We start from the raw sequence: 25086 nt of genomic DNA, 5'->3' as shown, positions 1-25086 counted from the left end.
TATTTGGTGGAGAGAGTTTTCGTTTTACATATCCTAACGGTGATCAAGTAGAGTACAGTGTATTTGTTTTTGAATGCAACAATATAGTAAGTGGGGAATTGACCCCGATTGATGGTGAATCAGCCGATCTAGCCTTTATTAAAGAGGAAAGTAAACCGAAACTTGCTTTACCATATCCAGACTTTATATTTAAGAAATCAGCTTCAGATAATGCTTATTTTCAATGGGAAAATAACTGGCTTTAGAAATAAAAATTCTATTTCTTATTGCACTAACTGGTGCTTTACTTAAACAAGGAGATCGTCAATGTGACGGTTTTCTTTTACTAACGGGGCAGTTTAGTAGAACAGTATTAATCGAAGAATTGGAGGAAATATATCTTTAGGAGAGGTGCAGCAAGTATTGAAACTTAATAAAACAAGTATTAAGCCAGTTGTTATTGTCATCATCTTCATACTATTAATATTAAGTGGTTGTGAAGAAGATGATGATATTGTCATTAGAACAATGCATCCAGATACTAATCAACCATTTCAAATCGTTAATGCTCACAAACTATACAATGAGTTTATTGATAAAGCATCTCAAGAACAGCAGCAAGAAAAAATAAAAGAGTTGTATGAAAATATGATTATTGAACCCGTTTATGATATGTGTTTTGAGGATGGTGAATACCTATATATGGTTGATTTTATTTTGAACGAAGCCCCAAGTAATTTTAAAAACCTTGAAAAACTTATAGAGGATATAGAAACAGAAAACATAAATGAAGCCATTATAGATGCTTTAAACAAATCTTCAAAATTGTTATCAACAGAAATCGAGACTACAGTATGTGTATTTCCAACTGTAGAAGAGGATGTTCCTGCTATGGTCAATGTTGGTTCAGGTAAGATAATTGCTCTTTACAATGAATTTTACTCAGAAGAAGAGTTTAAAGCAAGTATTGCTCACGAATACCATCACAGCGTTTGGACAGAAAAATTTTTTCAACCCGAAGATACTTCTACAGTCCTTGATAATTTGGTTTTTGAAGGGAAAGCAGTAGTGTTTGAAAGACTTGTTTACCCTGAAAGTTCCTATACTATTCCAATTTACCCTTCCTATATCTTAGTATTTTGGGAGATGATTGAGCCAGATTTATATAAGGAAGATTTAGAACGTTCTTTAGAAATCTTAATTGGTAGCGGTAATTTGCCATATTTATATGGATATAGTGAAGGTTACAAAATGGTAAAGTCATATCTAGATAAAAATCCTGATTTGAAACCGATAGAATGGCTAGGGAGGAGTGCAGATGAGATTATTGAAGAGGGAGAATATCTATCTAATTACAGATAATGATTATCTAATTAGATTGTGAAATATTGTACTTAAACTATCTGGTGCTTTACTTGAACAGGGATAATGCCTTTTCTTCTTCGAGTAATGGTCTGAATAATTGGGGAATAGGATTATGCAATAAATCGAGAAATATATGAGATGCTTTAGTTATACTTTTATTTTTGGTATAGACCAAAACAGATAAAGATTAGCAATAATAATGATTAATTGCTCCTCATGTAGAAGATAATGCAAATGTACCCCAAAAATTAGATTTCCACTCTAACTTCTGGGGTACATTAATAGTTAAGAAATGTATTTACTTTTGGTTTTTGATAAATTTATTATATTACTTTTTATTATTAAATGTACTAATAAGGCGATTAAAGGCAAAGCTGTTCCAATGAGTAAAGTTACTTTACTATTAAATTTATAGTAAGTATAACTTCCAATCCAAGAACCAAAGGCTCCTCCCAAAAAGAAAATAGTCATATATAATCCATTAAGTCTGTTTCTTATCTCAGGATTCAGACCAAAGATAACTTTTTGACCTAATAATAAATTTCCTGATATACCAATATCAATGCTAATTCCGGAGATAAGGATTAATATTACACTGAATAGTGAATGATCTTGAACAAAAAATAATAGTACGATAGATAATAGAACGAGCAACATTGATACATTAGTCATTGTAAAAATATAACCTTTATCTGCTACTTTACCGATAGTAGGGGTTAATAAAGCTCCAGCTATTGCAACAAAGCCAATTAATGCAATTTCATTATTTGAAAAATGTAATGGCTCAGACCTTAATAAAATTGGGAGTATTGTCCAATAAAGACTAAATGTTGCAAATAAACATGCGTGATAAAAAGCTCTTTGTTGTAAAGGAGCCGTATTTATTAGTAGCTTCACCATAGAAGCTATTAAATTTGGATATAACATGTTACTAGGCGATACTACTTCATAGTTTGGTAAAAATTTTATAATTAACAGTAATACGGCAACTAGCGTTATTAATGAAAAAAGAAAAACCATTCTCCAGCCCAACCAGTCAGCTATTCCGATAGATAATGGGCGAGCAATCATAATCCCAATCAATAAACCACTCATCACTTTACCCACATATTTACCTGTCTCTTCAATAGGCACAATCCTCATTGTTAGTGGAACTAACATTTGAGCTGCACAGGCTCCAATACCAATTATGGTTGTTAATATTAAAAAAACAATTCCATTTGTCGAAATTAGCGTACCAATTAATGAAATAATAGTAAGCCCGATAAGAATTCCTATTATTTTCTTACTTTTAAATAAGTCAGCCATTGGTACGATAAAAAATAATCCCAAGCCATACCCAATTTGTGTCAAGGTAGTGAGCAATCCAGATAAATCAGTAGAGATGTTCAAATCTTTTGCAATGAATTGTACAATTGGTTGTGCATAATAAATATTAGCAGCAAGTGAACCACAACTAATTGCCAAAATAAATATTAGGAAATTTGTCCTTTTAGTCAACTTTATCATTCCTCTTTTTTATTCTTTTTATTCTTTTGGTACGTTCGTTCCAAAATACTTAAAAAAGAAAGACTATATGTCTGCAATAGTCTTATCCACTAGATTATAGGCTAGATTTTTCTCTTTTTTATATCTGGACATTAAATTAATGCTATGATTTACACTTAATAAAGAATATGCAACTAATTCAGAGTTAGCCTCTTGTGAAATTTCTCCTTTATTTTTTCCTTCTTCAATAACTTGCTTAAATACTTTGTCAAGTTCATTAAAATCATTTAGAAGTATTTCTTCTATGGAAGGATCAATATGTCCAATAAGCAATGAAGAATTAGTAATAATACAACTTTTGGGAATGTCATCTGAATAGCATTTTTCAATATGTTGATAAAAAAAGGATTTAAGTGATGCTTTAGTGTTTATACCACTGAAAAGTAAATTTCTCTTTTGATAGCCATAGTTTTTATAATGTTCTAAAACCAGTTTAAATAGTTCATCCTTATCTCCAAAGCTATCGTAGAGAGTAGACCGACTTATTCCCATCGTTTCAATCAGATCTGAGATATATGTAGCGTCATAGCCTTTTTCCCAAAATAAATACATAGCTTTATCCAAAGCATATTCTTTGTTAAAACTAATACTTCTACCCAATTTTCAACACCCCCATTCATATAAATCAGTATAAAGATTTAGGAACGATAAGTCCAGAAAAACTTATCTTGAAATCAAGTCTTGCGATAAAGGGCATGATTGTTGAAGGAGCATCTCATTTCTTATTCAACTATCTGGTGCTTTAGTTAAACAAGGAGATCATTAAATTTGATCGCCTTTTTCTTCTAGAAAACCCAACATAATATTTGGAATACTATGTCATTATTAATGTGCAGAGATATTGAGCTAACGGGGCAGGTTAGTTTAATAAGGAAAAAAAGGATAAAGCACCTTATTTGTTGAATTTATACCATAAGGTGCAGGGTAGTTAAACAAAAAATAAATACTCTAAGTAATAAGTTTTATAGGAGGGAAATGTAGTGATAATTAGAGAAATAAAGATATCAGATGCAGAGAAACTCGCCAACCTTACTCAGCAAGTTGAGGGAAATTCAGAATATATGCTTTGGGAAGCAGGGGAAAGAAACGTTCAAATTGAACAACAAATAAAGATGATAAAGAGTATTGAACAAAAAGAGAATTCCACTATACTTGTTGCTGAGAAAGATAACGACGAATTGGTGGGATTCTTGTTGGTTATGGGGGGGATGCTAAGAGAAATAAACACTCTGCTTATATTGTTATTGGAATTTTACAGGATTATAGAGGGAAAGGAATAGGCACAAAGCTATTTGAAGAACTGGAACATTGGGCTTCTAACCATAATATACATCGTTTAGAATTATCGGTAGTCACTCGGAATGAACCAGGTTTATCGCTGTATAAAAAAATGGGTTTTGAAATTGAAGGTACAAAGAGACATTCACTATTTATTGATGGTGAATTTGTTGATGAATACGAGATGGTAAAACTTTTATAACGGTCCCTGCTAGCTAGACTCCAACTAGGCTAAAGCACTGCTTGTTCAACAAACTGGTGCGTTAATTCAAGAAGGATTAACGCTATTTTACGTAGAAGTTATTGTACTAAAGGGGCAGGATTGCCAAAGAAGGATTATTAAACATTTTGTTGAAATTATTACATAATAAAAATATGGAGGTAATATTAATGGTATTGCAAAGAGTTAGCTTGATTACTATTGGTGCATTCAATTTGCCAATTTTACGTTCATTTTATAAAAGTTTAGGATGGGAAGAAACAGAGACAAGTTCTGATAATTACGCTGCTTTTAAAACGGCGGGTGTAATTCTTTCAATATTCCCTATTGAGGAATTGGCTAAGGATGCAGGAGTTAAAATTACTGAAAGCGTAGATACATTTCGGGGTGTGACTTTTGCCATAAACGTAGATAAACCTGATGAAGTGGATACAACAATTTATGCTATTAGAAAAGTAGGTGGGAATATTTTAAGAGAACCAAGTGATGCCTTCTGGGGAGGAAGAACAGCTTATTTTTCGGACCCCGAAAACAACCTTTGGGAGATTGCTTGGAACCCAGACTCAGTATTCGATGAACGTGGAGCTATGATTTCATTTTGATAGTGAGTTGAAAGTATCCTTTTAAAGGATGTCATAGGCCAGTGTTTGTGATTCTTTCTACTTCAACTACCATGAAAGTTTACATCCGAAAATGCTAAAAAAGACAAAAACAAACTAGACCCAGCATTTTGTGATTTTTAAATGCTGAGACAAGATTGTTGTGAATGTACCCAAAAGCCATTATAGACATAAAAACAAACGTTCATTCTCTGTGGTGAAGTGCTGATATTGCGCTTCATGATTGGCTAACGGGTGCTTTTCTTAAAGAAGGATAAGCACCCTTTCTTGTTGAATGTATTAAGGTGCAGGTTACTAAAATTATAGGAGAGGAACCAATGAATTTAGGTAATCCAATAGCTAAAGGAAATACTTCAAAGATTTATCTTTATGACAATAAAATTTATAAAGTTTTTAACGATTTTTTACCCGATACTGAATCCATAAATGAAGCAAAGAAGCAAAAATTTGCCTATTCACGTGGCATTCCTGTACCTAAGGTATTAGACGTTACCGAGGTAAACGGAAAACAAGTAATTATAATGGAATATGTAAAAGGAGATACATTAGGAGATTTATTTCTCAAAGACCAAGAACAAGCAGAATATTACTTGAGTCTTTCAATCGATATGCAACTTGAAATTCATAGCATTATTCCTGACGCAATCGAACCAATGTATGATAAATTATACCAACAAATTGAGTCAGCAAATAATTTAGTTGAAATCAAAAATCTTATTTGTTAAAGAAATTGGATTCATTTACATACGACAATAGGCTCTGCCATGGTGACTTTCATTTGTTTAATTTGATTAAAGCAGATAACCAAATCGTAGTTTTAGATTGGGTGGACTCGAGTGCGGGAGATATTCGTGCCGATATATATCGTACTTATCTTTTATATTCCCAATTTTCATCTGAATTAGCTGATATGTATTTGCGACTGTATTGCGAAAAGAGTGGATTTCTAATTTCTGATGTTTTTCAATGGGCACCTATCATTGCAGGAGCAAGACTATCTGAGAATGTCTCATCTGAGAAATCAGAACGACTTATAGAGATAATAAATTACTACTGCCCCTTAATATGATATCACTATGTGTTTAAGTTCACTTAAACTATTTGGTGCAAGAGTTGGATAAGGCAATCAGAATTATGTTAGTTTATTTTGGAGACGAAAGGGTGTAGTAATGAAATTATTTAAGAGTATGACTGAAACAGAATCAGATAACTGGAATAAAAGTGCTATACTTGGCTTTTATACCTATATGTTGATTTTATTCATAGACCAAACTTATAATTTGTTATTCTCTAGTAATCTCTTATCTTCTTCTGTAATTTTTTGGACTGGATTACTAGTGGCTTTTGGGTTCCAATTTATTTTGAAGCTAGGGACAAAAAATATAAATAAATGGCATTTATAAAGAAAATTTTCTTATTCCATTAACTGATGCTTTACTTCAACAATGAGATCGTCAATACGACGGTCTCATTTTACTAAAGAGAAGATCTGCGGAAAAAGGTTATAAAATTGGAGGAGATTATAATCGGACACACTAAGATTAGTCTTTCAAATGATAGGTTATTATTAAGGGAATTTACCGAAAGTGATTGGATTGATGTACATAATTACGCATCACAGGATATAGTTTGTCAATACCAACCTTGGGGACCGAATACAGAAGAAGACTCTAAGAATTTTGTGAATCAAGTGATAAAAAACTCAACACAAGTACCAAGGACAAGATTTGTTTTTGCAATCATATATAATGAGAGTTTAACATTAGGGATTTCACTAACAAAGTTGGAGAAGTCGCTTATATTGTTAATCCGGGCCATTGGGGAAAAGGAATAGCAACAGAAGCAGCAACTCTGTTAATTTTGTTTATTAAAGATGGCTGGCGAGATTCATTAATATATAGTGTTTTGGAACACGAATGGAACAAATCTTATTAAGCTAACTGGTGCGTTAGTTAAACAACAAGTAGAATTTAATTCGGCTCTTTATATATCTTTAAAGCGTCATAACTTAGAGTTGTGGTTCTAACGAAGAATTTGAAAAGAAAAAGTCAATATTTATTCAAAAAGAAAACCGTCATTAATTTATTGGTATTGATGAATGGTAAGGTTGGGTATATAAACTTATAGAATAAGTTTTATTGTTTGTTAAGTGTGGGGGTGGGTACCTATTGCAAAGAATTTTGAGTTACAGCTATTTATCAGACACTTAGATAGACTGAAAGATGAAGTAGCCAGATGTGAAGATATTGGGCTGCAAAAATCAATCCATGAAGAAATTGCTTTTTTTGATAACGTAATAAAAAATCTAAACAATCATTTGGAAAGTGACACTAATTTTCAGCACCGACAAATGAGTTAAGCTTTAATTTTATTGTGCTAACTGGTGCAATAGTTAAACAATGCGATCTTCAAAACTGTCGTCATTTTCTTCTGAAAATATTATTGGGAAAGTAGTTATTTTGTAACTGAGCAGTTTAGTTGAATAAGGGTCTTTTTAAAACCACGATATTATTAATCTTCGATAATTGCCCTCTATGCAATGTATATTGATGGTAAAATGGTAAAAACAAAGGGGGAAAACACAATGATAATTAGACCGATTGCAGTAAGGGATGCAGAAAATTTTGTAGAAGTTAAGTAAGAAAATTGATGAGTCTGACTTTATGTTGTTTGAACCTGGAGAAAGAAAAACGAATGTTGAACAGCAAAGATAATCGATAGAGAGAATTCTTTCAGAGAAGAATTCCATTATCTTTGTTGCGGAAGCTGAAAACAATATTGCTGGGTTTATTGCAACGTTAGGTGGGGATTTAAAACGAAACCGACATTCTGCGTATCTTGTCTTAGGTGTCCTTGAGGAATATCAAGGTCGAGGGATAGCAACTAAACTATTCAATCAAGTTTTTAAATGGGCAAAAGAAGTTAAAATTTCAAGATTAGAGCTTACTGTAATAAAAGATAATGTAAAAGCATTCAACTTATATAGAAAGATGGGTTTTATTTTAGAAGGAGAAAGAGTACATTCTTTGATAATAAACGGAAAGCCTGTTAATGAATACTATCTGTATAAGCTAATATAAACTCAATAAAAGCAACAATTAAAGCACCTTTGAACGAGGTGCTTTAGTTTCTTGGACTCTTTTTTCTTTTGGAATATGACATAAAATTAACATCATTTACTTTGTAATTATATGTTACTGGAAAGATTGTGAATAAATGTACTTAAACTAACTGGTGCAATAGTCGAATATGAGATCGATCTGTGCTAAAGGGTCAGGTAGTTGAACAAGGAATAGTAGTTTATTGCATTGAATTGTTACGAAGTTAAAAAAGTAGGTGCATTAATGGAAAAGGGCGATAAAACTTACATATCCTTTGGTGCTCAAATGGGAGATGTAAATGCAGATAAAGCAGTTGCACCGCATCTCAGAAAATTAAGGAGATTACTGGATTAGTATTGTAATAAAATTTACTGCAAAGAAGTAGATGAATTTGCTCCAATTCTGCGGGTTGAAGGATATTTATGGTATTGGGAGTTTGAGGGCTGTGAAAAATTAAGACTTAGCAAAAAATATCGATATATTACAATTGACGTAGGGATGCCACGTTCAAGGTGGGAAGGTATCACTGCAATAGATATTAGAAAATATCTTATTAATCAGCTTAATAATGCACTAGAGTTAATGGTAAAAAGATTAAAAAAAGAAAAATATGTTGTTAATGATATTGAATTATGGACTGATTTTGCAAAAGTAAAAGAAGAATTCTTATTAAGCTAACTGGTGCAATTGTTCATTAAGTTATCTTGTGCTATAGGAGCAGCATTATTTAACAAAGGGGGAAATAAAATGTTTAAATCTGAGATTGCAAATAGAATAATATCATTGATTGGATTTTCTATAATTGTTTTTGCATTGTTTAATATCAATACTTTAGGTGATCCAATAGCTTGGAGCATAGTGGTTGTATTTACTGTATTTCATTTATATGGAATCATAAATTATTTGAATGAAAATAGGAATGATTCACTTAACTAACTGGTGCAAGAGTTAAATAAGTCAATAATCAAAGCATTCGTCTCTTCCTTCGAAGAGAGTTTTGGATATTATATTATTATCGATCTCGACTAAAGGAGGATAAGGTATAATGGAAATCAATACTTTAGGTGATCCAATAGCTTGGAGCATAGTGGTTGTATTTACTGTATTTCATTTATATGGAATCATAAATTATTTGAATGAAAATAGGAATGATTCACTTAACTAACTGGTGCAAGAGTTAAATAAGTCAATAATCAAAGCATTCGTCTCTTCCTTCGAAGAGAGTTTTGGATATTATATTATTATCGATCTCGACTAAAGGAGGATAAGGTATAATGGAATTCAAATTTGGCGATTTTGCTATTGTTCTACCCCCTTTACACATTACAATTATTGCAATAATAATTATTTTCTTTTTAGTAAGGTGGAGCAAGCGATTAGAAACACGGCGTTTTACAGTCTTTTTTTACTTTTTGATTAGCACTTATATTACTCCAATTTTTTCTAGTAGTACAGAAGAAGGTGTCTTTGAGTTATGGATTCCCTTGGGATTTGTAGTCGTTTTCTTATACTTGTTTCTAAGCAAAAGAAACCATCCTTCTAAAATGAAGGCTAGTCTTTTAGGACTTTCCATAGCATTATTTCAGTTGATTCTTCAATACTTTGGGAACTTTTGATATTCAACTAACTGGTGCAATTCTTAAAGAAGGAGAATTACCCTTTTTTAGTGAATTTATAAAGTAGGACAGAAAAATCCAAAAAGATAGTTGGTCCATAGTGGGGAGGATTGATAGCTTGAAATGGCTTCTTGCAATTCTATTTATTATATTTGGAGCTATACTGTTTTCACTAACTATTTATGACATAGGAACTATAAGTAAAATTATTATCAAAATTATAGCACTTGGATCTTTTCTTATTGCGGGTTTTATTGTTAAAGGCAGAAAAAAAGATAAACAATCATCTTAAACAAACTGGTGCGTTGATTCAATAAGGATTAACCGTCTTTTTTTTGAAGCTATTATGCTAACGAGAAGTTATTTTAACAAGATTTATAGGAGGATTTATTTGAATATATTCTTAAATATAATTATAAGTGTTATATCCAGTATTGTGTTATTTTTTGTTATGATTGCCGTACTTAACGAAGATTTAACTCCTTATTTTATAATTGTAATTTTATGTGGTGTAATTATTGGTTTACTAATTACAATATATAGAAAGTTAATTGAAATTCATAAAAATAAATAATTTATTAGTTGAAGTGGAATGGAAGAATGACAACACAATATCGATTAACAATCATATCTTAAAATAGAAGGAGAACCATACGGATATTAGTTTCTCTTATTAGAAAGTTGATTAGTATGTGAAACTATCTACTTAAAGTAACTGGTGCATTAGTCAAATATAAAAAAGGTGATCTAATAGTGAATATACGAGTCAAACTGAAAGATATAATTGAAGAAATGGAAATACAATTTGAAGAGTCACTTTCATTATTAAATATGAAAACGGGTGAAATAGTGTTAGTGACATCGGAGGACTTGAGTGCTGTTGAAGACGAAAAACCATTTGATCATTTACCTGAATGGGAACAAGAAAATAGAAAGATTGCAATTGATGTCGTTGAAAACTTTGAAAATTATATAGAGTTACCTACTAAATATGAAGTGAATGAATATGAAATAATGGAAAACTTTTGCTTAACAGTAAGAGATCAACGGAAGCAGGAATCTTTCTTAAGGGCAATCAAGGGAAAGGGTGCTTTCAGAAGGTTTAAGGACAAAATAATTGATTTTGAAATGGAAGGGCAATGGTATACATACCGTGACGAGAGTTTTAAACAAATTGCGATTGAATGGTGTCAGAAAAATAAGATAAACTTTATTGAATAAAAATGACAGGGGCGATTACTGAACCAAAGTGTAATCACCTTTTCTGTCTACCATATGTCATTTTATGATTTTTGATATTTTTCCATTACGACGGTAGCCTTTTTCCAGGAAAAATTGTGAAATATTGTACTTAAACTATGGTGCTTTAACACAATAAGGAGGAAGTGGAGTTTAATGTTAAAATTAAACTGAGTTATTAAACAGAATGGGCAGAAAAGTTTAACAAAAATATTGAAAAAGGGGATATACTTTCATGAAGCAAATATATGCTTTTGAAAAGAAAGAGGAGTACGAAAAATATCGAGATGTTACCCATTATTCTAATTTATTCTTAGATGATTTTGATGATGAGAGAGAAGATGATATATGGTTCGAGGAAGGTATTTGCTTTTATCTACCTAGAAGAATATTATTAAATGAAAAGGAATTCAATGAAATAACAAATGCAGAAACGGAGTTAGTTGAAGCCTTTAAAGATAAATATGGAAATCATTCACTAGCAGACTTTGGTAGCAGTTCATATCAAGGTAGTCTATCAAGTATTATGTTTGATTATTGGCGTAGTTATCTTGCTGTAAAATTTTTAGTAGAAGTTCGTGCTAATAACGATGTGAAGTTAGTTTTTGATGAATATCATAAATGGGATAAAGATGGTAGAAAAGTAACCCTAACGGAGTATTTTCAAATAAATACCTTATTCAACTAAAAGGTGCAAAAGTTTAATAAGAGCAACGCATAATATGGCGTTGCTCTTATACAATTATCTGGGATTTCTTCTTAGACATCAAGATTCAATTCTAGTCATCTTTTACCTGTGTAATGTGATTCAATCAGTCTTAGAGGATTTGTTTACTTTTCTTCTATCATTCCTCAATCTCAGTCAACGACTATCTTATCCAGAGTAAATGCTAAGTATGCCGATTCTTCTTTTAGCTGATTGAAACGTCCGGATGCCCCAAAGTGCCCGGCGCCCATGTTTGTTTTCAGTACAAGTGTATTGTCATCGGTCTTCTTTTCTCGAAGCCGTGCGACCCACTTGGCCGGTTCAAAATAACCGACGCGGGGATCATTAAGTCCGGCTGTAACATACATATGCGGGTACTTTTTCTCTTCCACATTATCGTAAGGACTATAAGATTTCATATAAAAATAGTCTTCCAATTTTTGAGGATTTCCCCATTCTTCCCATTCCAATGTCGTTAATGGAATTGTATCGTCAAGCATTGTTGTCACAACGTCAACAAAAGGCACTTCCGGAACGATTACCTTAAAGAGTTCACCAGCCATGTTCGCTACAGCTCCGACAAGCAAGCCTCCCGCACTCCCGCCACGTGCTGCCAATTGACTTGAGGTTGTATATTTCTCGTCAATAAGATAGGTTGCAGCTGCGATGAAATCGGTGAACGAGTTCCGCTTTTTCTGCATCTTTCCATCTTCATACCAGCTTCTGCCCATTTCCGAACCGCCACGGATATGTGCTGTCACAAAGACGATTCCCTTATCCAAAAGCGGAATACTGTACGGATCAAAATAAGGATCATTGTTGGCCCCATAGGAACCATATCCTTCAAGAATTAATGGAGCTGGTCCAGTAAGGAAGGCATCTTTGTGGTAGACCATCATCATCGGTATATTCACGCCATCTTCTGCAGTGGTCCACACTTGTTTTTGCCGGTAGGAGGAAAGCTCATAATTTCCACTGACCGGAGCAACTTGCAGCTGCTGCGTGTTACCTGAAGATAAATCAACAGCAAAAGTTGTTTGCGGTGTAAGTAACGATTGATATTCAATCAGCACTTCTGTTGTTGTATAACTTTGATTACCGACTACAGACACCGTGTAAATCGGTTCATCCCATGCAAATTGCTCTAGCTTTCCATCGTGAAATCTCCAAATCTGTGTCATCCCTTTCTCGCGTCCAAAAATAAGCAGTGCATCACGGAAAGGGTAAACCGCTTGAAGGAAGCGTTTCCCATCGTAATTGATTACTGGCTCGCGCAATCCGGGATTATCAAGCGGACACCGCAGCAACTGGAAATTGAGTGCATTTTCATTCGTTAAGATAAGTAAATCGTCTTCCCAATGTTCGACATCATAGATGACTCCATGCTTGCGTTCATCCACGAGCTTTGGCGGGTCTTCTGGCAGATCCGTGTCTAGCAGGCGGAATTCGGTCGTTTCTGTTGAATGGGATTGAATAAAGATAAATTTTCCGCTCTGTGATGTATTAATAAATAAGGTGAATGTTGGATCGGTTTCTTCGTAAATAAGTTCATCATCAGTATTGCTTGTACTTAAACGGTGGCGCCATAGCTGATATGGCCGCTGATTTTCATCCATGATGATGTAAAAAATATATTGACCAGACCGGCTCCACTCGATACTTCCGAATAAATAGACGTTCGGAATCTGATCTTCCAAGAGACTCCCTGTTTCCAAATCTTTTATGTAGAGTGTGTAACGGTCGGATCCGTCCCGGTTTTCCAAATAGGCAAGCAGGCGGTGGTCAGCAGTAATCCGCCTCTCTGTTACATTTAAATATTCATCTTCATGTGCGAGTTCGTTGACATCGAGCACAATTTCTTCCTTTGCTTTATCCAGCTGTTCCCGGTTTGCTGCAATTTTCCGAGCGAATATCGGATACTGTTTCTCTTTTTCCAATCGGGAATAATAGAAGTAAGGCCCCCGCTGGACAGGCACTTTTTCTTCTGTCTCCGGAATACGCTGTACCATACTATCGAAGATTTCCTCGGTTTGTTCTTTCAGCGGTTCCAAGATGTGGTCATAGTATTGGTTTTCTTCTTCCAAGTAGTTGATGACATCCTTGTTATCTCGATCTTTCAGCCAATAATAATGATCTTCCCGGATATCCCCGTGTATTCGGTGCTTATATGGAATTTGCTTTGCTGTAGGTGGTTTCATTATTTTCTCCTTTCAATTTGAAATAATAAGACTAGTAGCTATTATTAATCATACGTTAGAATTTACCTGCTGTCTTGTAAAATGTGAAACTCTTGAAATAGGTGGTAGATTAGATGCTCTTATTCGAAAACATTAAAGAATAAACGGGTGTGTATCTTCAAAGGAAGGAGAAGCGCTGCTGTCTTTTGTTGTATTAAATAAATAAGGCAGGTTTTATGTAAAATAAATTTAGGGATGAATATGTATGGAATTGTTAAATTTTAGATCAGAAGCGGGGAACAAAATAAGTAATTACAATTCATTGTTAGCTACATATTCAAAGGTGTTAAGGACTAAAGGTAGAAACAGTTTAGTGAAATAAATAATAATATTTTTAAACAGAGGTAGGAGATAAAAAGTGTGCTAGAGAAGTTATTTTAATTTAGAAGTATTAAATAGCGATATTTGATATCGGGGAGTTTAGTGAAAGAAGGGTAACATTGAAGCACAAGATAGGGGACTTTACCAGGTCGGAAAAACATAGAAGCGGTTCTTCTGCCTCCACCAGACCAAACAAGCCACTCAACATATCATATAACAACATGTTGAGTGGCCTATCGTTTCTTCATTTACCTGCCATTTCAACTTTAAGGAACCAATCGGAAGTGGAAATAGCTTAACAGATAACAGCGGGGGGATTTTACAACTCACAGACCAATCGTATAATGCTGCCATTCATATGGTAACAATGCTTGGTACTTCCTCTGTAAAAACCGATCATCAATTAAGGCGATGACACCAGTATCAGAATCAGTTCGTATCAGTCTTCCGCCTGCTTGCAGTACTTTATTCATCCCGGAATATACATAAGCATAGTCAAAGCCATTCTTTCCAACCGATTGGAAGTAATTCTTTATAATATCTCTTTCAAAACCAATCTGTGGCATTCCGACTCCAACTACAATGACACCTTGTAATCTGTCCCCTTTTAAGTCCACACCCTCAGAAAAGATTCCTCCAAGTACTGCAAATCCCACCAATCTAGTGGTACGTTCCGAGTCAAACTCCGCCAAAAATTCTTCCCTTTCCGCTCCAGACATTCCCGCATCTTGAATAATCGTAGATACGTTAGGATAATGACCGGTAAATTGTTCATATGCATTTCTCATATATTGGTAGGACGGGTAGAAAATCAGGAAATTGCCGGGCTTCTTATCGATCACCTTTTTGAAAAAGTGTACCATTGGCTCCATTGTCTTCTCTCTATCCCTGTACCTCGTCGAAAGCGGTTGAATGATTACTTCTGTATTTTCCCTTGCAAAAGGAGATGGAATAGAGACTACATAATCATCCGGTTGTCCGCCAAGTAAATCTTTATAATAACCTGCCGGGGATAACGTGGCTGAGAAGAATATTCTTGCTTTGAAGCCCTTTCCTGTTTTTAGAATCTGCTCGGACGGGTCGAGACAAAATAATTTCATTCTCACTTCACTTTTTTGCACTTCCACATAAGTAACAAATTGATTATTGTAAGTTTGAGCTATTTTTACAAAGTTATTGGCAGCAAAATACGTATCCAACAATAGCTCATGCTCACTCTTCATAAGCTCTGCCTCGGCTTCGATGATAAATGTTTCAAATAACGCTACGAGCTCCGTATCCAAGTCCTTTCGTAAATAGTCCTCAGACTTCTTCACTTGTAATAAGTGGTCATTAATCGCTTTAGCGGCTGCAGCAAGTGGTCTGCCTTTATATTCTCTGTTCACCTGTAAAAATACGGATTTATGAATTTCTGCAGAATACATTTCTCTCGCACGATCCACCAAGTTATGCGCTTCATCCACGAGTATGGCCGTTTTCTTTTTCTGATCCTCCATCAAACGTTTCAACGAGACTCTCGGATCAAAAATATAATTATAATCACAAATGACGGCATCTACTGCATAAGCCAATTCAATGGAAAATTCAAAAGGACAAACCCGATGCTTTCTAGCGTACTGTTCGATAATCATCCGGTCTATCATCTTTTCCTGTTCCAAAATGTCAATAACAGCCCCATTGATCCGGTCATAAAAACCATCTGCAAAAGGACAATCCAGACTTGTACAAATCGTTTCCTCCTGAAAGCAGATCTTGTCTTTAGCAGTTATGGTCAACACATGGATATGCAGGCCATGATCAATTAATAACCGAAATGCTTCTTCTGCCGCTGTTCTTGTAATTGTCTTGGCAGTCAAATAAAACATCTTCTCTAATTTGCCCTCGCCGATTGCTTTAACAGCAGGGAAGATAGTAGAAATCGTTTTGCCAATTCCGGTAGAGGCACTTGCAAACAATGTCTTTTTGTCAACAAGGCTTTTAAAGACGGAACCTGCAAGTTTTCGCTGGCCTACGCGATAGGTTTCAAACGGAAATGCAAGAGTCTTACTCGTCTTATTTCGTCTTATTTTATGCTTTATCTTCACTTTTAAAAACTGAGCATATTCCTCAATTACATTATAAACGAAGGATTCCATTTCCTCATAGTTCATCACACGATGGAAATGTTTCTGTTCGAGCGTCTTAACTTGAACGTATGTAAGTTGAATCGTCACCTCAGATAAATCATTATCCCCGGCATAAATGTAGCCATAAAAAATAGCCTGTGCCCAGTGGACCAGGTGGGAATCTTCCCGAACATCATCCAAATCATGTACAGTGGATTTTATCTCATCAATGGTTACGGAATCTCCATCATAAAGCAATCCATCGCAACGCCCATCCACTTGAACAATGAAGTCCTCATAAGGAATTTCTGTTTCTACAAATACTTCCTTTTTGTCCTCTTCCTTGTAGCCTTTTTGGATTAATTGATGGATTCGAGTTCCTTCCGTCATTGTTTCAGCAGTGCGAAAGCCGGACTCAATACTGCCACTGCGAAACACGTATTCAACTAAATTTCTAACTGAAACTTCCACAACGTTTGTCATCTTATCACCTAATATTATTCATTAGCATAAGTTTATCAGAGATTGGATTAGTTTGGGTTTAAACAATTGAAATTAAACAAAATTTTGGCTGCGGCTAAATCAAGAAATATAGGATCAAAAGTTGCTTTAGAGAAAGCAGGATTACAATTAGAAGGAACATTAAGGCAAAATAGACTTCTACAAAATGTTTATGAAGATGTCGATGTTAAATGGACTATTACAAACAGAGTATAATCAATTGTAATTCAACTAATGGGTGCTTTACTTAAACAAGGAGATCGTCAATGTGACGGTTTTCTTTTACTAAAGGGGCAGGTTAGTAGTTTAATAAGAAAACAGAATTTTTAAGAAAATAAAGATGTTGATTTTGAATCTTATTCCTTAGTTTTTTGTATATCTTCATAGATGGTAATTAATTCAAGGAGGGATTATACTTGGCTGGTAAACAAAAACGTGTTCCATTTCTGAAAAGATATTGGGTGTCTTCTATTGGTGTATTTTTATTGTCACAGATAATCTTTATTATATTTGAAGCGACAGGTTGGATACTTAATTATAGGGATATTGATGGTACATTATTTGGGAGAATTACTGAATCGTCAATTTTTATAGAGTGGTTTACTTTCTATGAAACACCACAATTCAACTTACTTACTCTCTTTTTTGGCATCTTTTTTCTTGTGCCCGGAATAATAAGTGCAATAAAAAACGTATTTTCGCCAAGTTACCATAATACTAACTCTAACTAGAATAATAAATATATTGGTAATTAAAAATGAATAAAGTTTGTGAAAAGATGTTCTTAAACTATCTGGTGCTTTAGCACAATAAGCAGATCGTCTATACGGCGGTCTTTTTTAACTAATGGGGGCAGAGCTGAAGAAGGAAATAGAAAATAAAAGTAGAATTTATTTAAAGGACTGAAATTCTTAATCCGAGTCAGGATAGTTAAACAACGATTAATTAATTGGGAGTTAGAGGATGAAAAATAAAAAAAGAAATAGAGACGGCTTTTTTAAAGATACCCTAATTGAGTTTATATTTGAAGTTGTTTGGAACATCTTAATGTTTATACCAAGAATGATAATTCGCTTAATAGGGAACATTTGGTGAAGTAGTTAGTCAAAATAAAGCTAACGAGGGCGATTGCAAATAAGAGCAGTCGTTTTTTTTACAACAAGACAACATTCCTATAATAAATGAACTGTAAAAAGGATAGGTTTGTGAATAAGCGTACTTAAACTAAAGGGTGCGATAGTTAAACAAGAAGGTCGTCTGGTACGATCTTTTTCTTCAATCTACACTTACAGAAAATTATGATATTATTGCTTTAGGTTCTTGAGCTAACGGGGCAGGTTAGTTGAAGAGTGGTGTTTATCTTGTGTTCAACAATCGGGCCAGATTGTTGAATAACAATAATTTGAGAACAGTTAATAGCTAGTTGAAGAAGGAATAAAATTAATAAAGGAAGAATAGTAAATAAGAAATTGTTCTTTACGTCAAAAAAATAAGAGGAGAATTGTTATGGACTCCAACGAAATAAAAAGTTTAATTCAAAGTTATTTGAATGCGTACAACTCTTTTGATGTTGATGGGATGTTGCTACATTTGCATAAGGATATTGAATTCAGAAACATATTAAATGGGGTAATTAATGTTGAGACAAAGGGAATTGAGCAATTTCGCCAATTGGCTGAACAATCAAAAAAGATATTTTCACATCGACTTCAAACCATAAACAATTACTCGATCATAGATGATAAAGTAGAAGTTGAGATTAACTATGAAGGAACTTTAGCAACAGATTTACCGAACGGTCTTAAAGCTGGAGAAAAACTAATACTTAAAGGAAAATCGGTATTTAAGTTTAAAGATAAAAAATTTCTACTAATCGAAGACTACAGCTAAGGAAATAAATATTGAAAGAAAGTTTGGGAGACATCGATATTATAAGAATATCGATGTCCAATGTATTATTCAACAAACGGGTGCATTAGTTGAAGAAGAGATCGAACGGCAGCTATTGAGCTAACGGATTAGGTTTGTTGAACAAGAAAACCCTTTAAAGCAGAAGGAGATGTATAGATGTTAGATTATATTTGGTTAGATGATAAATCCCCAATAGTAAAACAAATACCAAGAAATTTTAAATCAGCAGCAATATTACTTCATCCTTTTATCCAAATGCCTTTACGGTGGGAACAAAATAAACGGAAGAATGAATATGAACATATATACCCAACTGATGAAGAAATTTTACTAAGTGGTAAACCAGTCAGTTGGGAGACAATGATACATCAAAGTGGTTTGGAAAATCTTGAGGAGTTGGCTATTGCATTAAAAACTTCTACCGGTGCATTAAGGGGAAAATATGCAAGAGAAGATTTAGCTGAGGAATTAAATTCAAGTATTAAAAGCGACCTATATTATCCTTATGAAGATTTCCCAACGGTGTTTTTAATTACTGACTTACTAGATGTCCTTAGTTCAAAAGGGGCAACACAATTAAGCTACTCAGACCCTTTGTTAGATAAAAGTGGTGTTTTAGAAATAAAAAACATAAATCCTTTAGAGGCAGGTGAACTTTCACTTAATGAGCTAATGATTACGGATGAAAATATGGATTTTGCATTTATGAATGTTTTTGACTCTTTTATTACAATAATTATGTTAAAAGATGATAACATAAACGACATTGTTAAATCGAAGAATTGGGAAGCAATTGTATGTGACAAAAATACATATGTTAACTGGTACTCAAAAGCTAATTAAGCTAACTGGTGCTTTAGTATAACAGGGAGATCGTCAATATGACGGTCCTTTTTAACTAAAGGGGCAGGTTTGTTCAATAAAGAACAATTAATAAAGAGAGTATAATTTTAGTAATTAAATTCAATTTTAGGGGATGAATTTTGTTGTTTGAAACACAACGATGTTTTATTAATACCTTTCATAAAACTGATTATGTTGATGTAAGAAAACTATTTGCAAATCAAGATGTAAGAAAATTTCTTGGTGGCGTACGTCAGGAATATTCAATTGAAGTATCATTAGACGCAATGCTTAATTCGAGTGATGACTATTTTTATTGGGTTGTTAGAGAAAAACATACAGATAATTTTATGGGGTTAGTTTCTCTTGACCCTCACCACGAAGGCCTATACCTTGAAATTTCATATCAATTTTTACCGAATTGGTGGGGAAAAGGTTATGCAACAGAAGTAGTTCAGTTGATAATTAATTATGCTTTATATGAATTAAACCTTTCAAAAGTAGTTGCAGAAACACAAACTGCAAATACGTCCTCTTGTAGGCTATTAGAAAGATTAGGTATGGAACTAGAACGAACAATTAGCAGATTTGAAGCTGAGCAAGCAATTTATTCTATTAAATCGTCATAATTAAAAATCGAAGAAATCTTTCTTCAACTAACTGGTGCTTTAGTTAAGATCATGGGTTGCTTAGGTAACTCATTTTTCTTATTGAACCAACGCAGCAGGTTAGTTAAAGAGTCTTGTTTAACTTGTGTTCAACAAATGGGGCCAGATAGTTATGTAACCATCTGAATGAACAAGCGGATTAGTCTGAAGATAAAGGGGATTTATATGAATACAAAACGTAAAAGGAAGGTTTGGGGGATAGGTTCAGGAGTATTTATTGTACTTGCCATAGCTTTCATATCTTGGTATTATCCATTATCGCTTTTTAGCATCCATCAAAGCTTTACATATCATCCTGGTTCGGAAACCCATAACGGCAAAACCTACGAAGAAGAGATTGGCGAGTTTAAAGCTGCCTATGAGAAGGATCTAAAAAAGGATTTAGAAAGTGATAACTACAATCCTACGGTAAATCGAACTCAATTTATTCTTCCGATTTTTGAACAAGAATGGCTAATCGGCACGGACTCCAAAACAATTGACAAAGATAAACTGGATAGAATGCTTTTCGATGTACAACAGGCAAGAAATACCCTGTTAGACCTTGTTTCTGAAGGAGATTATTCCAGAGAAGAAAGAGTATACATGGTTGACAGCATAAATAATTTCCTGAACTTGGAAGAGAGTATTAGATTTATAAGAAACGGAAAATATTTTTCAAGAAGTGATTTGCAAAGGATGTTAGGTAATTTACAAGGAGAGTTCTGGGCAGGTTTTGATTACTATACCACCGTTTTTTATGATGTATCTCATAAATAAAAGTTTGAAGCAAACGGGCGTGATTGTTGTATAAGCGTCGCTGATCTTATTGAACTAACTGGTGCTTTACTTTAACAAGGAAATTTCAATGTGACGATCATCTTTTACTAAAGGAGCAGGTTAGTTAAAAGTAGCGGGGAACTTATCCATCATCGGAATTAAAACCTATTATGCAGCAAAGGCAAGAGAGAAAAAAGATTTGAAAAGAACGAGGGCCCGAAAAAAGTGAACTTCCCGGTGCCCTATCATAAAAAGGAGTTCATATAATGAGTGATAATGGTGGTGTTAATACGGCTATCATACGAATAAATTAGTATTTAACGAAAGATACCCCAACAATAATTAATAGAATAAATAACACAACAATTAAGGCGAAATTCATATTTTCTTTATGACCGCCATAACCGCCGCCGTATTCACTGCTCATTAAACATCACCGCCTTTCCATAAAGATAATACATTTTATGTAATAGGATATTTTTCGTAATAGACAAGAATGGAATATATAATAAGTAGGGGAATGAATTAATAGTATTTATCTCATATTGGATAGAAGCAGAGTTAAGTTATAAGTAAATATTATATAAGAAAGATATGAAGTATTCTTCTTAAACTAAATGGTGCAATAGTTAAACAAGGCAATCATCAAAACGATTGTCTTTTTCTTTAATTAAAGATTATTGAATATTATGGTATTATAAATTTGAGTTATCTAACTAAAGGTACAGGTTAGTTGAAGAGTGATGTTTAACTTGTGCTAAACAATCCATTGTAAAAACAAAAATAAAAAAATAATCGAGGTTAATTATGAGTGAATTTTTAAAATCTGATAAAATACGTACTAATATTAGAGTAGGCAAAAAGCAAAAAGCATATTCTGTTTTATTTTCAGCCATTTTTGGATTTACATTGGGTGTCGTTGCTAAAATGCTCGATTCACCTTTAATACCACACGAATTTTCAATTTTAGGATTCATCGGAAGTAACTGGGGAATATGGATATTTATTTCTACTTTGATAGCTGTATATTCTTACACGCCTAAATTAGCCGCAACACGTGTCTTTATATTCCTTATTTCACTGCTATTTTCGTATTACACATATACAATATTACTTCTTGAGCTTTTTCCATTAAAATATATTATTTTTTGGTGCATCGTTGCATTACTATCAACGATTCCAGCCTATATAATGTGGTATTCTCATGCTGATCACTTAATTTCTAGTATTATTACAGCGTTACCAATTTCCGTAATTGCATTTGAAGGATATAAAATCTATCTTTCTACGGTAAACTTTTATGAAAAATACATGCAATACGAAAAGGTTCTTATAAGTGATGGAGAATATTTTTATATGCTTGGCACTGAAATATTATATGCTTTAATGATAATTATTATTTTACTTCTTGTTCCTAAAAGGAAAAAGCAATGTTTATATATTATTCCGTTTTCTGTAGTTGTGTTTTCTGCCTTAGTGGCAATAATACTTTAATTGTTCTTATTCAACTAACGGGTGCGATAGTTAAACAGAGCGATCAACAAAACGATCGTCTTTTTCTTTGACTAATGTTATTTGCATATTATGGTACTCTTAAAACAAGACAGCATTCCTATAATAAATGAACTGTAAAAAGGATAAATTTCATAAACGCACTTAAAAAACTAAAGGGTGCGTTAATCCAAGAAGGATTAACCGCCTTTTTTGTTGAACTTATCGTATTAACGGGGCAGGTTAGTGGAACAAGACGTGGATTAATTAAAGTTTTAGGAGGAGAAGGATGGGTTTTGAATTTTTGGACTTTGATGTTATTAAAGGTGAAGAAATTGATTTACATCTAATAAAAACAGTACCAGGAAATAAGGGGAAAAACTGGGTTCCAGCTTATCATTTCAATATTACTTTAAGTGGTTTATCCGAACCGATTGGAAAAATAGATATAAGAATTGGATACAATAAAAACTTATATTATGGTGGTCATGTTGGTTATTCAGTTAATGAGGAATATAGAGGTAATCACTATGCTACAAAAGCTGTATTGCTTTTGAAGAAAGTAGCACATGCTCATGAAATGGAAAAACTAATCATTACTTGTAATCCAGATAATATAGCATCGAGAAAAACATGTGAGCATATAGGAGCTAATCTTTTAGAAATCGTTGATGTCCCAAAAGACAACGATATGTATCAGCGAGGAGAAAAGGTAAAATGTATTTATGAATGGGTTTGCTCTTAATTTAGGAGCAGCCCTTTTTGTGCTAACTGGTGCTTTTCTTCAAGAAGGAAATCGCACCCTTTTTGTCGAAGTAAAGAGGCAGGATAGTGCAGCAGTAAGTACTTAGGAGGGGTTATGTGGGCGATAGTTTAGTATGGTTTATTCTTTTGGTATTGATTTTCCTATTTGATGGAACTGCTATCTATTTACAAAAAAACAATAAAATACCGCTATGGTTATCTGGGATAGTGATGGGCATCTTTGTACCAATCATTTTCTTTGCTTTAGTAAATATATTTTTACAATTAAGCAGAGTTTTCGACCCCACAGGTACACACGAAGGGGCAGGATTCGGAGCTGCATTTATTGCATTAGTCCTTTTGGCTAACGCTATTGTTTTCTTCATAATTGGGATAACCCTTAAAATAATTAGTTTCTTTAAATCTAAAGAAGTTTAATATCTAATCAGTTTGTATTCCATTAACTGGTGCTTTAGTTGAAGATGAAATCGAATGGCAGCTATTGTGCTAAAGGGGCAGGTAGTTGAACAAGGAATAGTAGTTTATAGCATTGAATTGTTACGAAGTTAAAAAAGTAGGTGAATTAATGGAAAAGGGCGATAACACTTATATGTCCTTTGGTGCTCAAATGGGAGATGTAAATGCAGATAAAGCAGTTGCACCGCATCTCAGAAAATTAAGGAGATTACTGGATAAGTATTGTAATAAAATTTATTGCAAAGAAGTAGATGAATTTGCTCCAATTCTGCGAGTTGACGGAGATTTATGGTATTGGGAGTTTGAGGGTTGTGTAAAATTAAGACTTAGCAAAAAATATCGATATATTACAATTGACATAGGGATGCCACGTTCAAGGTGGGATGGTATCACTGCAATAGATATTAGAAAATATCTTATTAATCAGCTTAATAATGCACTAGAGTTAATGGTAAAAAGATTAAAAAAAGAAAAATATGATGTTAATGATATTGAATTATGGACTGATTTTGCAAAAGTAAAAGAAGAATTCTTATTAAGCTAACTGGTGCAATAGTTAAACAAGGTAACCACCAAAACGGTCGTCTTTATATTTAGTAATTATTTATGAAAATTATGGTAATATTGAAGTTGAATTTATTGAGCTAACAGGGCAGGTTAGTTTAAGAAGGTAGTAATTTACTAAAACAGAAAACATATCAATCTCTTTAGCTACATTAATAAAAAAAGGGGGAAATCAAATGAGATTTATTATTTCGCCGTTACTAGCTTATTTAATCGTTTGCATTATTGGAGTATTAGCTACTGCGGCAGAAGGTTATAATACGGTAGCTTGGAAATTAATAGTTATACAGGTTTATGCGATACCAGTTTTAATCATTTCTGCAATGATATCACTATATATTTATAAAAAAAATCACACAGCTAATTTCAATAGGGATAACTAGTTGTGCTAACTGGTGCGTTAGTTCAAGAACAATATAACGGGCAGTAGAATAAAAAAGGTGGATCTTAAAGGGAGAATAATTATGCCGATATCTGATTATTATAAAAAAATCCGTAGAAAGATTGGAACAGACCTAATATTTATGCCAAGTGTTGCTGCGATTATTAGAAACGATGATAATGATATATTGTTTCAAAAACCTCACGATGGCGAATACTGGAGTTTGCCTGCTGGAGCAATAGAGCCAGGAGAAGCACCTGCACAAGCACTTATTCGTGAAGTTTGGGAAGAAACTGGATTAAGAGTAAAGCCAAATAAGTTATTAGAAATATTTGGTGGAGAGAGTTTTCGTTTTACATATCCTAACGGTGATCAAGTAGAGTACAGTGTATTTGTTTTTGAATGCAACAA

30 protein-coding genes and 2 pseudogenes are annotated in these 25086 nt (G+C 33.6%); 27 read left to right on the top strand and 5 right to left on the bottom strand.

Features of this window, described 5'->3' with window-relative positions; translation table 11 throughout:
- Both CWR45_RS19980 and CWR45_RS19600 read left to right on the top strand, forming a co-directional pair.
- Positions 1-245 (top strand): NUDIX hydrolase (locus CWR45_RS19980; RefSeq protein ID WP_484203130.1); only part of this gene is annotated, 245 nt, incomplete at its 5' end.
- A gap of 157 nt (positions 246-402) precedes the next feature.
- Positions 403-1341, top strand: a complete 939-nt coding sequence (locus CWR45_RS19600; protein WP_245975486.1) for a DUF2268 domain-containing putative Zn-dependent protease — start codon at positions 403-405, stop codon at positions 1339-1341.
- A gap of 288 nt (positions 1342-1629) precedes the next feature.
- Here CWR45_RS19600 and CWR45_RS19595 read toward each other — a convergent pair whose 3' ends face one another.
- A complete protein-coding gene (locus CWR45_RS19595) occupies positions 1630-2853 on the bottom strand; it encodes an MFS transporter (RefSeq protein ID WP_211315993.1) in 1224 nt (407 codons plus the stop codon).
- 63 nt (positions 2854-2916) lie between these two features.
- Positions 2917-3492 (bottom strand): TetR/AcrR family transcriptional regulator, encoded by a 576-nt coding sequence (locus CWR45_RS19590; RefSeq protein ID WP_115751507.1) that lies wholly within the window; start codon positions 3490-3492, stop codon positions 2917-2919.
- A gap of 380 nt (positions 3493-3872) precedes the next feature.
- Between CWR45_RS19590 and CWR45_RS20585 the strand changes: the two genes are divergently transcribed.
- The 13 genes and pseudogenes from CWR45_RS20585 to CWR45_RS19530 all read left to right on the top strand — a co-directional run bounded on the left by CWR45_RS20585 (position 3873) and on the right by CWR45_RS19530 (position 11654).
- Positions 3873-4172, top strand: a complete 300-nt coding sequence (locus CWR45_RS20585) for a hypothetical protein (protein WP_425453644.1) — start codon at positions 3873-3875, stop codon at positions 4170-4172.
- Positions 4070-4372, top strand: a complete 303-nt coding sequence (locus tag CWR45_RS20580; RefSeq protein WP_425453646.1) for a GNAT family N-acetyltransferase — start codon at positions 4070-4072, stop codon at positions 4370-4372. Before CWR45_RS20585 ends, CWR45_RS20580 begins: the two co-directional genes overlap by 103 nt.
- A 188-nt stretch (positions 4373-4560) precedes the next feature.
- Entirely contained in the window at positions 4561-4992 is a 432-nt protein-coding gene (locus CWR45_RS19580) for a VOC family protein (RefSeq protein ID WP_115751506.1), read from the top strand.
- Positions 4993-5327: 335 nt separating this feature from the next.
- Positions 5328-6079: pseudogene (locus CWR45_RS19575) on the top strand (phosphotransferase family protein).
- A gap of 441 nt (positions 6080-6520) precedes the next feature.
- Positions 6521-6945 (top strand): annotated as a pseudogene (locus CWR45_RS19565) (GNAT family N-acetyltransferase).
- Between the two features lie 782 nt (positions 6946-7727).
- Positions 7728-8090, top strand: coding sequence for a GNAT family N-acetyltransferase (locus tag CWR45_RS19560; RefSeq protein ID WP_425453645.1), 363 nt, complete (start codon positions 7728-7730; stop codon positions 8088-8090).
- Positions 8091-8318: 228 nt separating this feature from the next.
- Positions 8319-8465: a hypothetical protein gene (locus tag CWR45_RS19975; protein ID WP_170138922.1), complete on the top strand. Its 147-nt coding sequence runs from the start codon at positions 8319-8321 to the stop codon at positions 8463-8465.
- A 144-nt stretch (positions 8466-8609) separates the two neighbouring features.
- Positions 8610-8789 (top strand): hypothetical protein, encoded by a 180-nt coding sequence (locus tag CWR45_RS19555; RefSeq protein WP_115751504.1) that lies wholly within the window; start codon positions 8610-8612, stop codon positions 8787-8789.
- 69 nt (positions 8790-8858) lie between these two features.
- Entirely contained in the window at positions 8859-9047 is a 189-nt protein-coding gene (locus tag CWR45_RS19550) for a hypothetical protein (protein WP_115751503.1), read from the top strand.
- 338 nt (positions 9048-9385) lie between these two features.
- Positions 9386-9727, top strand: a complete 342-nt coding sequence (locus tag CWR45_RS19545) for a hypothetical protein (protein ID WP_115751502.1) — start codon at positions 9386-9388, stop codon at positions 9725-9727.
- 118 nt (positions 9728-9845) lie between these two features.
- Positions 9846-10019 carry a hypothetical protein gene (locus tag CWR45_RS19970; RefSeq protein ID WP_170138921.1) on the top strand — a complete coding sequence of 58 codons (174 nt, stop codon included), beginning with the start codon at positions 9846-9848 and terminating at the stop codon, positions 10017-10019.
- A gap of 461 nt (positions 10020-10480) precedes the next feature.
- Entirely contained in the window at positions 10481-10948 is a 468-nt protein-coding gene (locus CWR45_RS19535) for a UPF0158 family protein (protein WP_115751500.1), read from the top strand.
- A 253-nt stretch (positions 10949-11201) separates the two neighbouring features.
- Complete coding sequence (locus tag CWR45_RS19530; protein ID WP_115751499.1) at positions 11202-11654, top strand: hypothetical protein; 453 nt, start codon at positions 11202-11204, stop codon at positions 11652-11654.
- Between the two features lie 170 nt (positions 11655-11824).
- On the opposite strand, the gene CWR45_RS19525 is transcribed toward CWR45_RS19530, so the two are convergent.
- Together CWR45_RS19525 and CWR45_RS19520 are read right to left on the bottom strand one after the other, a co-directional pair.
- Positions 11825-13870 (bottom strand): S9 family peptidase, encoded by a 2046-nt coding sequence (locus tag CWR45_RS19525; RefSeq protein ID WP_115751498.1) that lies wholly within the window; start codon positions 13868-13870, stop codon positions 11825-11827.
- Between the two features lie 686 nt (positions 13871-14556).
- The gene (locus CWR45_RS19520; protein WP_115751497.1) at positions 14557-16818 is read right to left on the bottom strand and encodes a helicase C-terminal domain-containing protein; all 2262 of its coding nucleotides are present in this window, start codon (positions 16816-16818) and stop codon (positions 14557-14559) included.
- A gap of 66 nt (positions 16819-16884) precedes the next feature.
- On the opposite strand from CWR45_RS19520, the gene CWR45_RS19515 reads away from it, so the two are divergent.
- The 6 genes from CWR45_RS19515 (at position 16885) to CWR45_RS19490 (ending at position 21017) form a co-directional block, all read left to right on the top strand.
- Positions 16885-17052: a GNAT family N-acetyltransferase gene (locus CWR45_RS19515; RefSeq protein ID WP_115751496.1), complete on the top strand. Its 168-nt coding sequence runs from the start codon at positions 16885-16887 to the stop codon at positions 17050-17052.
- A 200-nt stretch (positions 17053-17252) separates the two neighbouring features.
- Entirely contained in the window at positions 17253-17567 is a 315-nt protein-coding gene (locus CWR45_RS19510) for a YfzA family protein (RefSeq protein WP_115751495.1), read from the top strand.
- Between the two features lie 775 nt (positions 17568-18342).
- Positions 18343-18726, top strand: coding sequence for a nuclear transport factor 2 family protein (locus tag CWR45_RS19505; protein WP_115751494.1), 384 nt, complete (start codon positions 18343-18345; stop codon positions 18724-18726).
- Positions 18727-18903: 177 nt separating this feature from the next.
- The gene (locus CWR45_RS19500; RefSeq protein ID WP_115751493.1) at positions 18904-19590 is read left to right on the top strand and encodes a DUF2711 family protein; all 687 of its coding nucleotides are present in this window, start codon (positions 18904-18906) and stop codon (positions 19588-19590) included.
- 143 nt (positions 19591-19733) lie between these two features.
- Positions 19734-20219 (top strand): GNAT family N-acetyltransferase, encoded by a 486-nt coding sequence (locus CWR45_RS19495; RefSeq protein WP_115751492.1) that lies wholly within the window; start codon positions 19734-19736, stop codon positions 20217-20219.
- A 204-nt stretch (positions 20220-20423) separates the two neighbouring features.
- Complete coding sequence (locus CWR45_RS19490) at positions 20424-21017, top strand: hypothetical protein (RefSeq protein WP_115751491.1); 594 nt, start codon at positions 20424-20426, stop codon at positions 21015-21017.
- 310 nt (positions 21018-21327) lie between these two features.
- Here the strand turns inward: CWR45_RS19490 and CWR45_RS19485 are convergent, their stop codons facing one another.
- Positions 21328-21444, bottom strand: a complete 117-nt coding sequence (locus CWR45_RS19485) for a YjcZ family sporulation protein (protein WP_115751490.1) — start codon at positions 21442-21444, stop codon at positions 21328-21330.
- A 380-nt stretch (positions 21445-21824) separates the two neighbouring features.
- On the opposite strand from CWR45_RS19485, the gene CWR45_RS19480 reads away from it, so the two are divergent.
- The 6 genes from CWR45_RS19480 to CWR45_RS19455 form a co-directional block, all read left to right on the top strand.
- On the top strand, positions 21825-22511 hold the full coding sequence (locus CWR45_RS19480) for a hypothetical protein (protein WP_115751489.1): 687 nt from the start codon (positions 21825-21827) through the stop codon (positions 22509-22511).
- 286 nt (positions 22512-22797) lie between these two features.
- Complete coding sequence (locus CWR45_RS19475) at positions 22798-23253, top strand: GNAT family N-acetyltransferase (protein ID WP_115751488.1); 456 nt, start codon at positions 22798-22800, stop codon at positions 23251-23253.
- A 116-nt stretch (positions 23254-23369) separates the two neighbouring features.
- On the top strand, positions 23370-23690 hold the full coding sequence (locus CWR45_RS19470) for an inner-membrane translocator (RefSeq protein WP_115751487.1): 321 nt from the start codon (positions 23370-23372) through the stop codon (positions 23688-23690).
- A gap of 148 nt (positions 23691-23838) precedes the next feature.
- Positions 23839-24273 carry a hypothetical protein gene (locus tag CWR45_RS19465; RefSeq protein WP_115751486.1) on the top strand — a complete coding sequence of 145 codons (435 nt, stop codon included), beginning with the start codon at positions 23839-23841 and terminating at the stop codon, positions 24271-24273.
- A gap of 196 nt (positions 24274-24469) precedes the next feature.
- The gene (locus CWR45_RS19460) at positions 24470-24676 is read left to right on the top strand and encodes a DUF4017 family protein (protein ID WP_115749791.1); all 207 of its coding nucleotides are present in this window, start codon (positions 24470-24472) and stop codon (positions 24674-24676) included.
- 81 nt (positions 24677-24757) lie between these two features.
- Positions 24758-25086: NUDIX domain-containing protein (locus tag CWR45_RS19455; protein ID WP_115751485.1), on the top strand; the 329-nt coding region annotated here is incomplete at its 3' end.

Origin of the sequence: Oceanobacillus chungangensis (assembly GCF_003369565.1) — a bacterium.
GTDB lineage: Bacteria > Bacillota > Bacilli > Bacillales > Amphibacillaceae > Oceanobacillus > Oceanobacillus chungangensis.
Note: the sequence above shows the minus strand (reverse complement) of the source record. Positions and strands in the feature narration are given on the sequence as shown.

Coding starts and splice junctions, on each gene's coding strand:
- CWR45_RS19460 (WP_115749791.1), top strand. CDS start 24,470: ATGAGATTTATTATTTCGCCGTTACTAGCTTATTTAATCGTTTGCATT.
- CWR45_RS19555 (WP_115751504.1), top strand. CDS start 8,610: ATGCCACGTTCAAGGTGGGAAGGTATCACTGCAATAGATATTAGAAAA.
- CWR45_RS19580 (WP_115751506.1), top strand. CDS start 4,561: ATGGTATTGCAAAGAGTTAGCTTGATTACTATTGGTGCATTCAATTTG.
- CWR45_RS19520 (WP_115751497.1), bottom strand. CDS start 16,818: ATGACAAACGTTGTGGAAGTTTCAGTTAGAAATTTAGTTGAATACGTG.
- CWR45_RS19480 (WP_115751489.1), top strand. CDS start 21,825: ATGAGTGAATTTTTAAAATCTGATAAAATACGTACTAATATTAGAGTA.
- CWR45_RS19475 (WP_115751488.1), top strand. CDS start 22,798: ATGGGTTTTGAATTTTTGGACTTTGATGTTATTAAAGGTGAAGAAATT.
- CWR45_RS19595 (WP_211315993.1), bottom strand. CDS start 2,853: ATGATAAAGTTGACTAAAAGGACAAATTTCCTAATATTTATTTTGGCA.
- CWR45_RS19490 (WP_115751491.1), top strand. CDS start 20,424: ATGAATACAAAACGTAAAAGGAAGGTTTGGGGGATAGGTTCAGGAGTA.
- CWR45_RS19485 (WP_115751490.1), bottom strand. CDS start 21,444: ATGAGCAGTGAATACGGCGGCGGTTATGGCGGTCATAAAGAAAATATG.
- CWR45_RS19545 (WP_115751502.1), top strand. CDS start 9,386: ATGGAATTCAAATTTGGCGATTTTGCTATTGTTCTACCCCCTTTACAC.
- CWR45_RS19505 (WP_115751494.1), top strand. CDS start 18,343: ATGGACTCCAACGAAATAAAAAGTTTAATTCAAAGTTATTTGAATGCG.
- CWR45_RS19530 (WP_115751499.1), top strand. CDS start 11,202: ATGAAGCAAATATATGCTTTTGAAAAGAAAGAGGAGTACGAAAAATAT.
- CWR45_RS19500 (WP_115751493.1), top strand. CDS start 18,904: ATGTTAGATTATATTTGGTTAGATGATAAATCCCCAATAGTAAAACAA.
- CWR45_RS19550 (WP_115751503.1), top strand. CDS start 8,859: ATGTTTAAATCTGAGATTGCAAATAGAATAATATCATTGATTGGATTT.
- CWR45_RS19525 (WP_115751498.1), bottom strand. CDS start 13,870: ATGAAACCACCTACAGCAAAGCAAATTCCATATAAGCACCGAATACAC.
- CWR45_RS19465 (WP_115751486.1), top strand. CDS start 23,839: ATGGAAAAGGGCGATAACACTTATATGTCCTTTGGTGCTCAAATGGGA.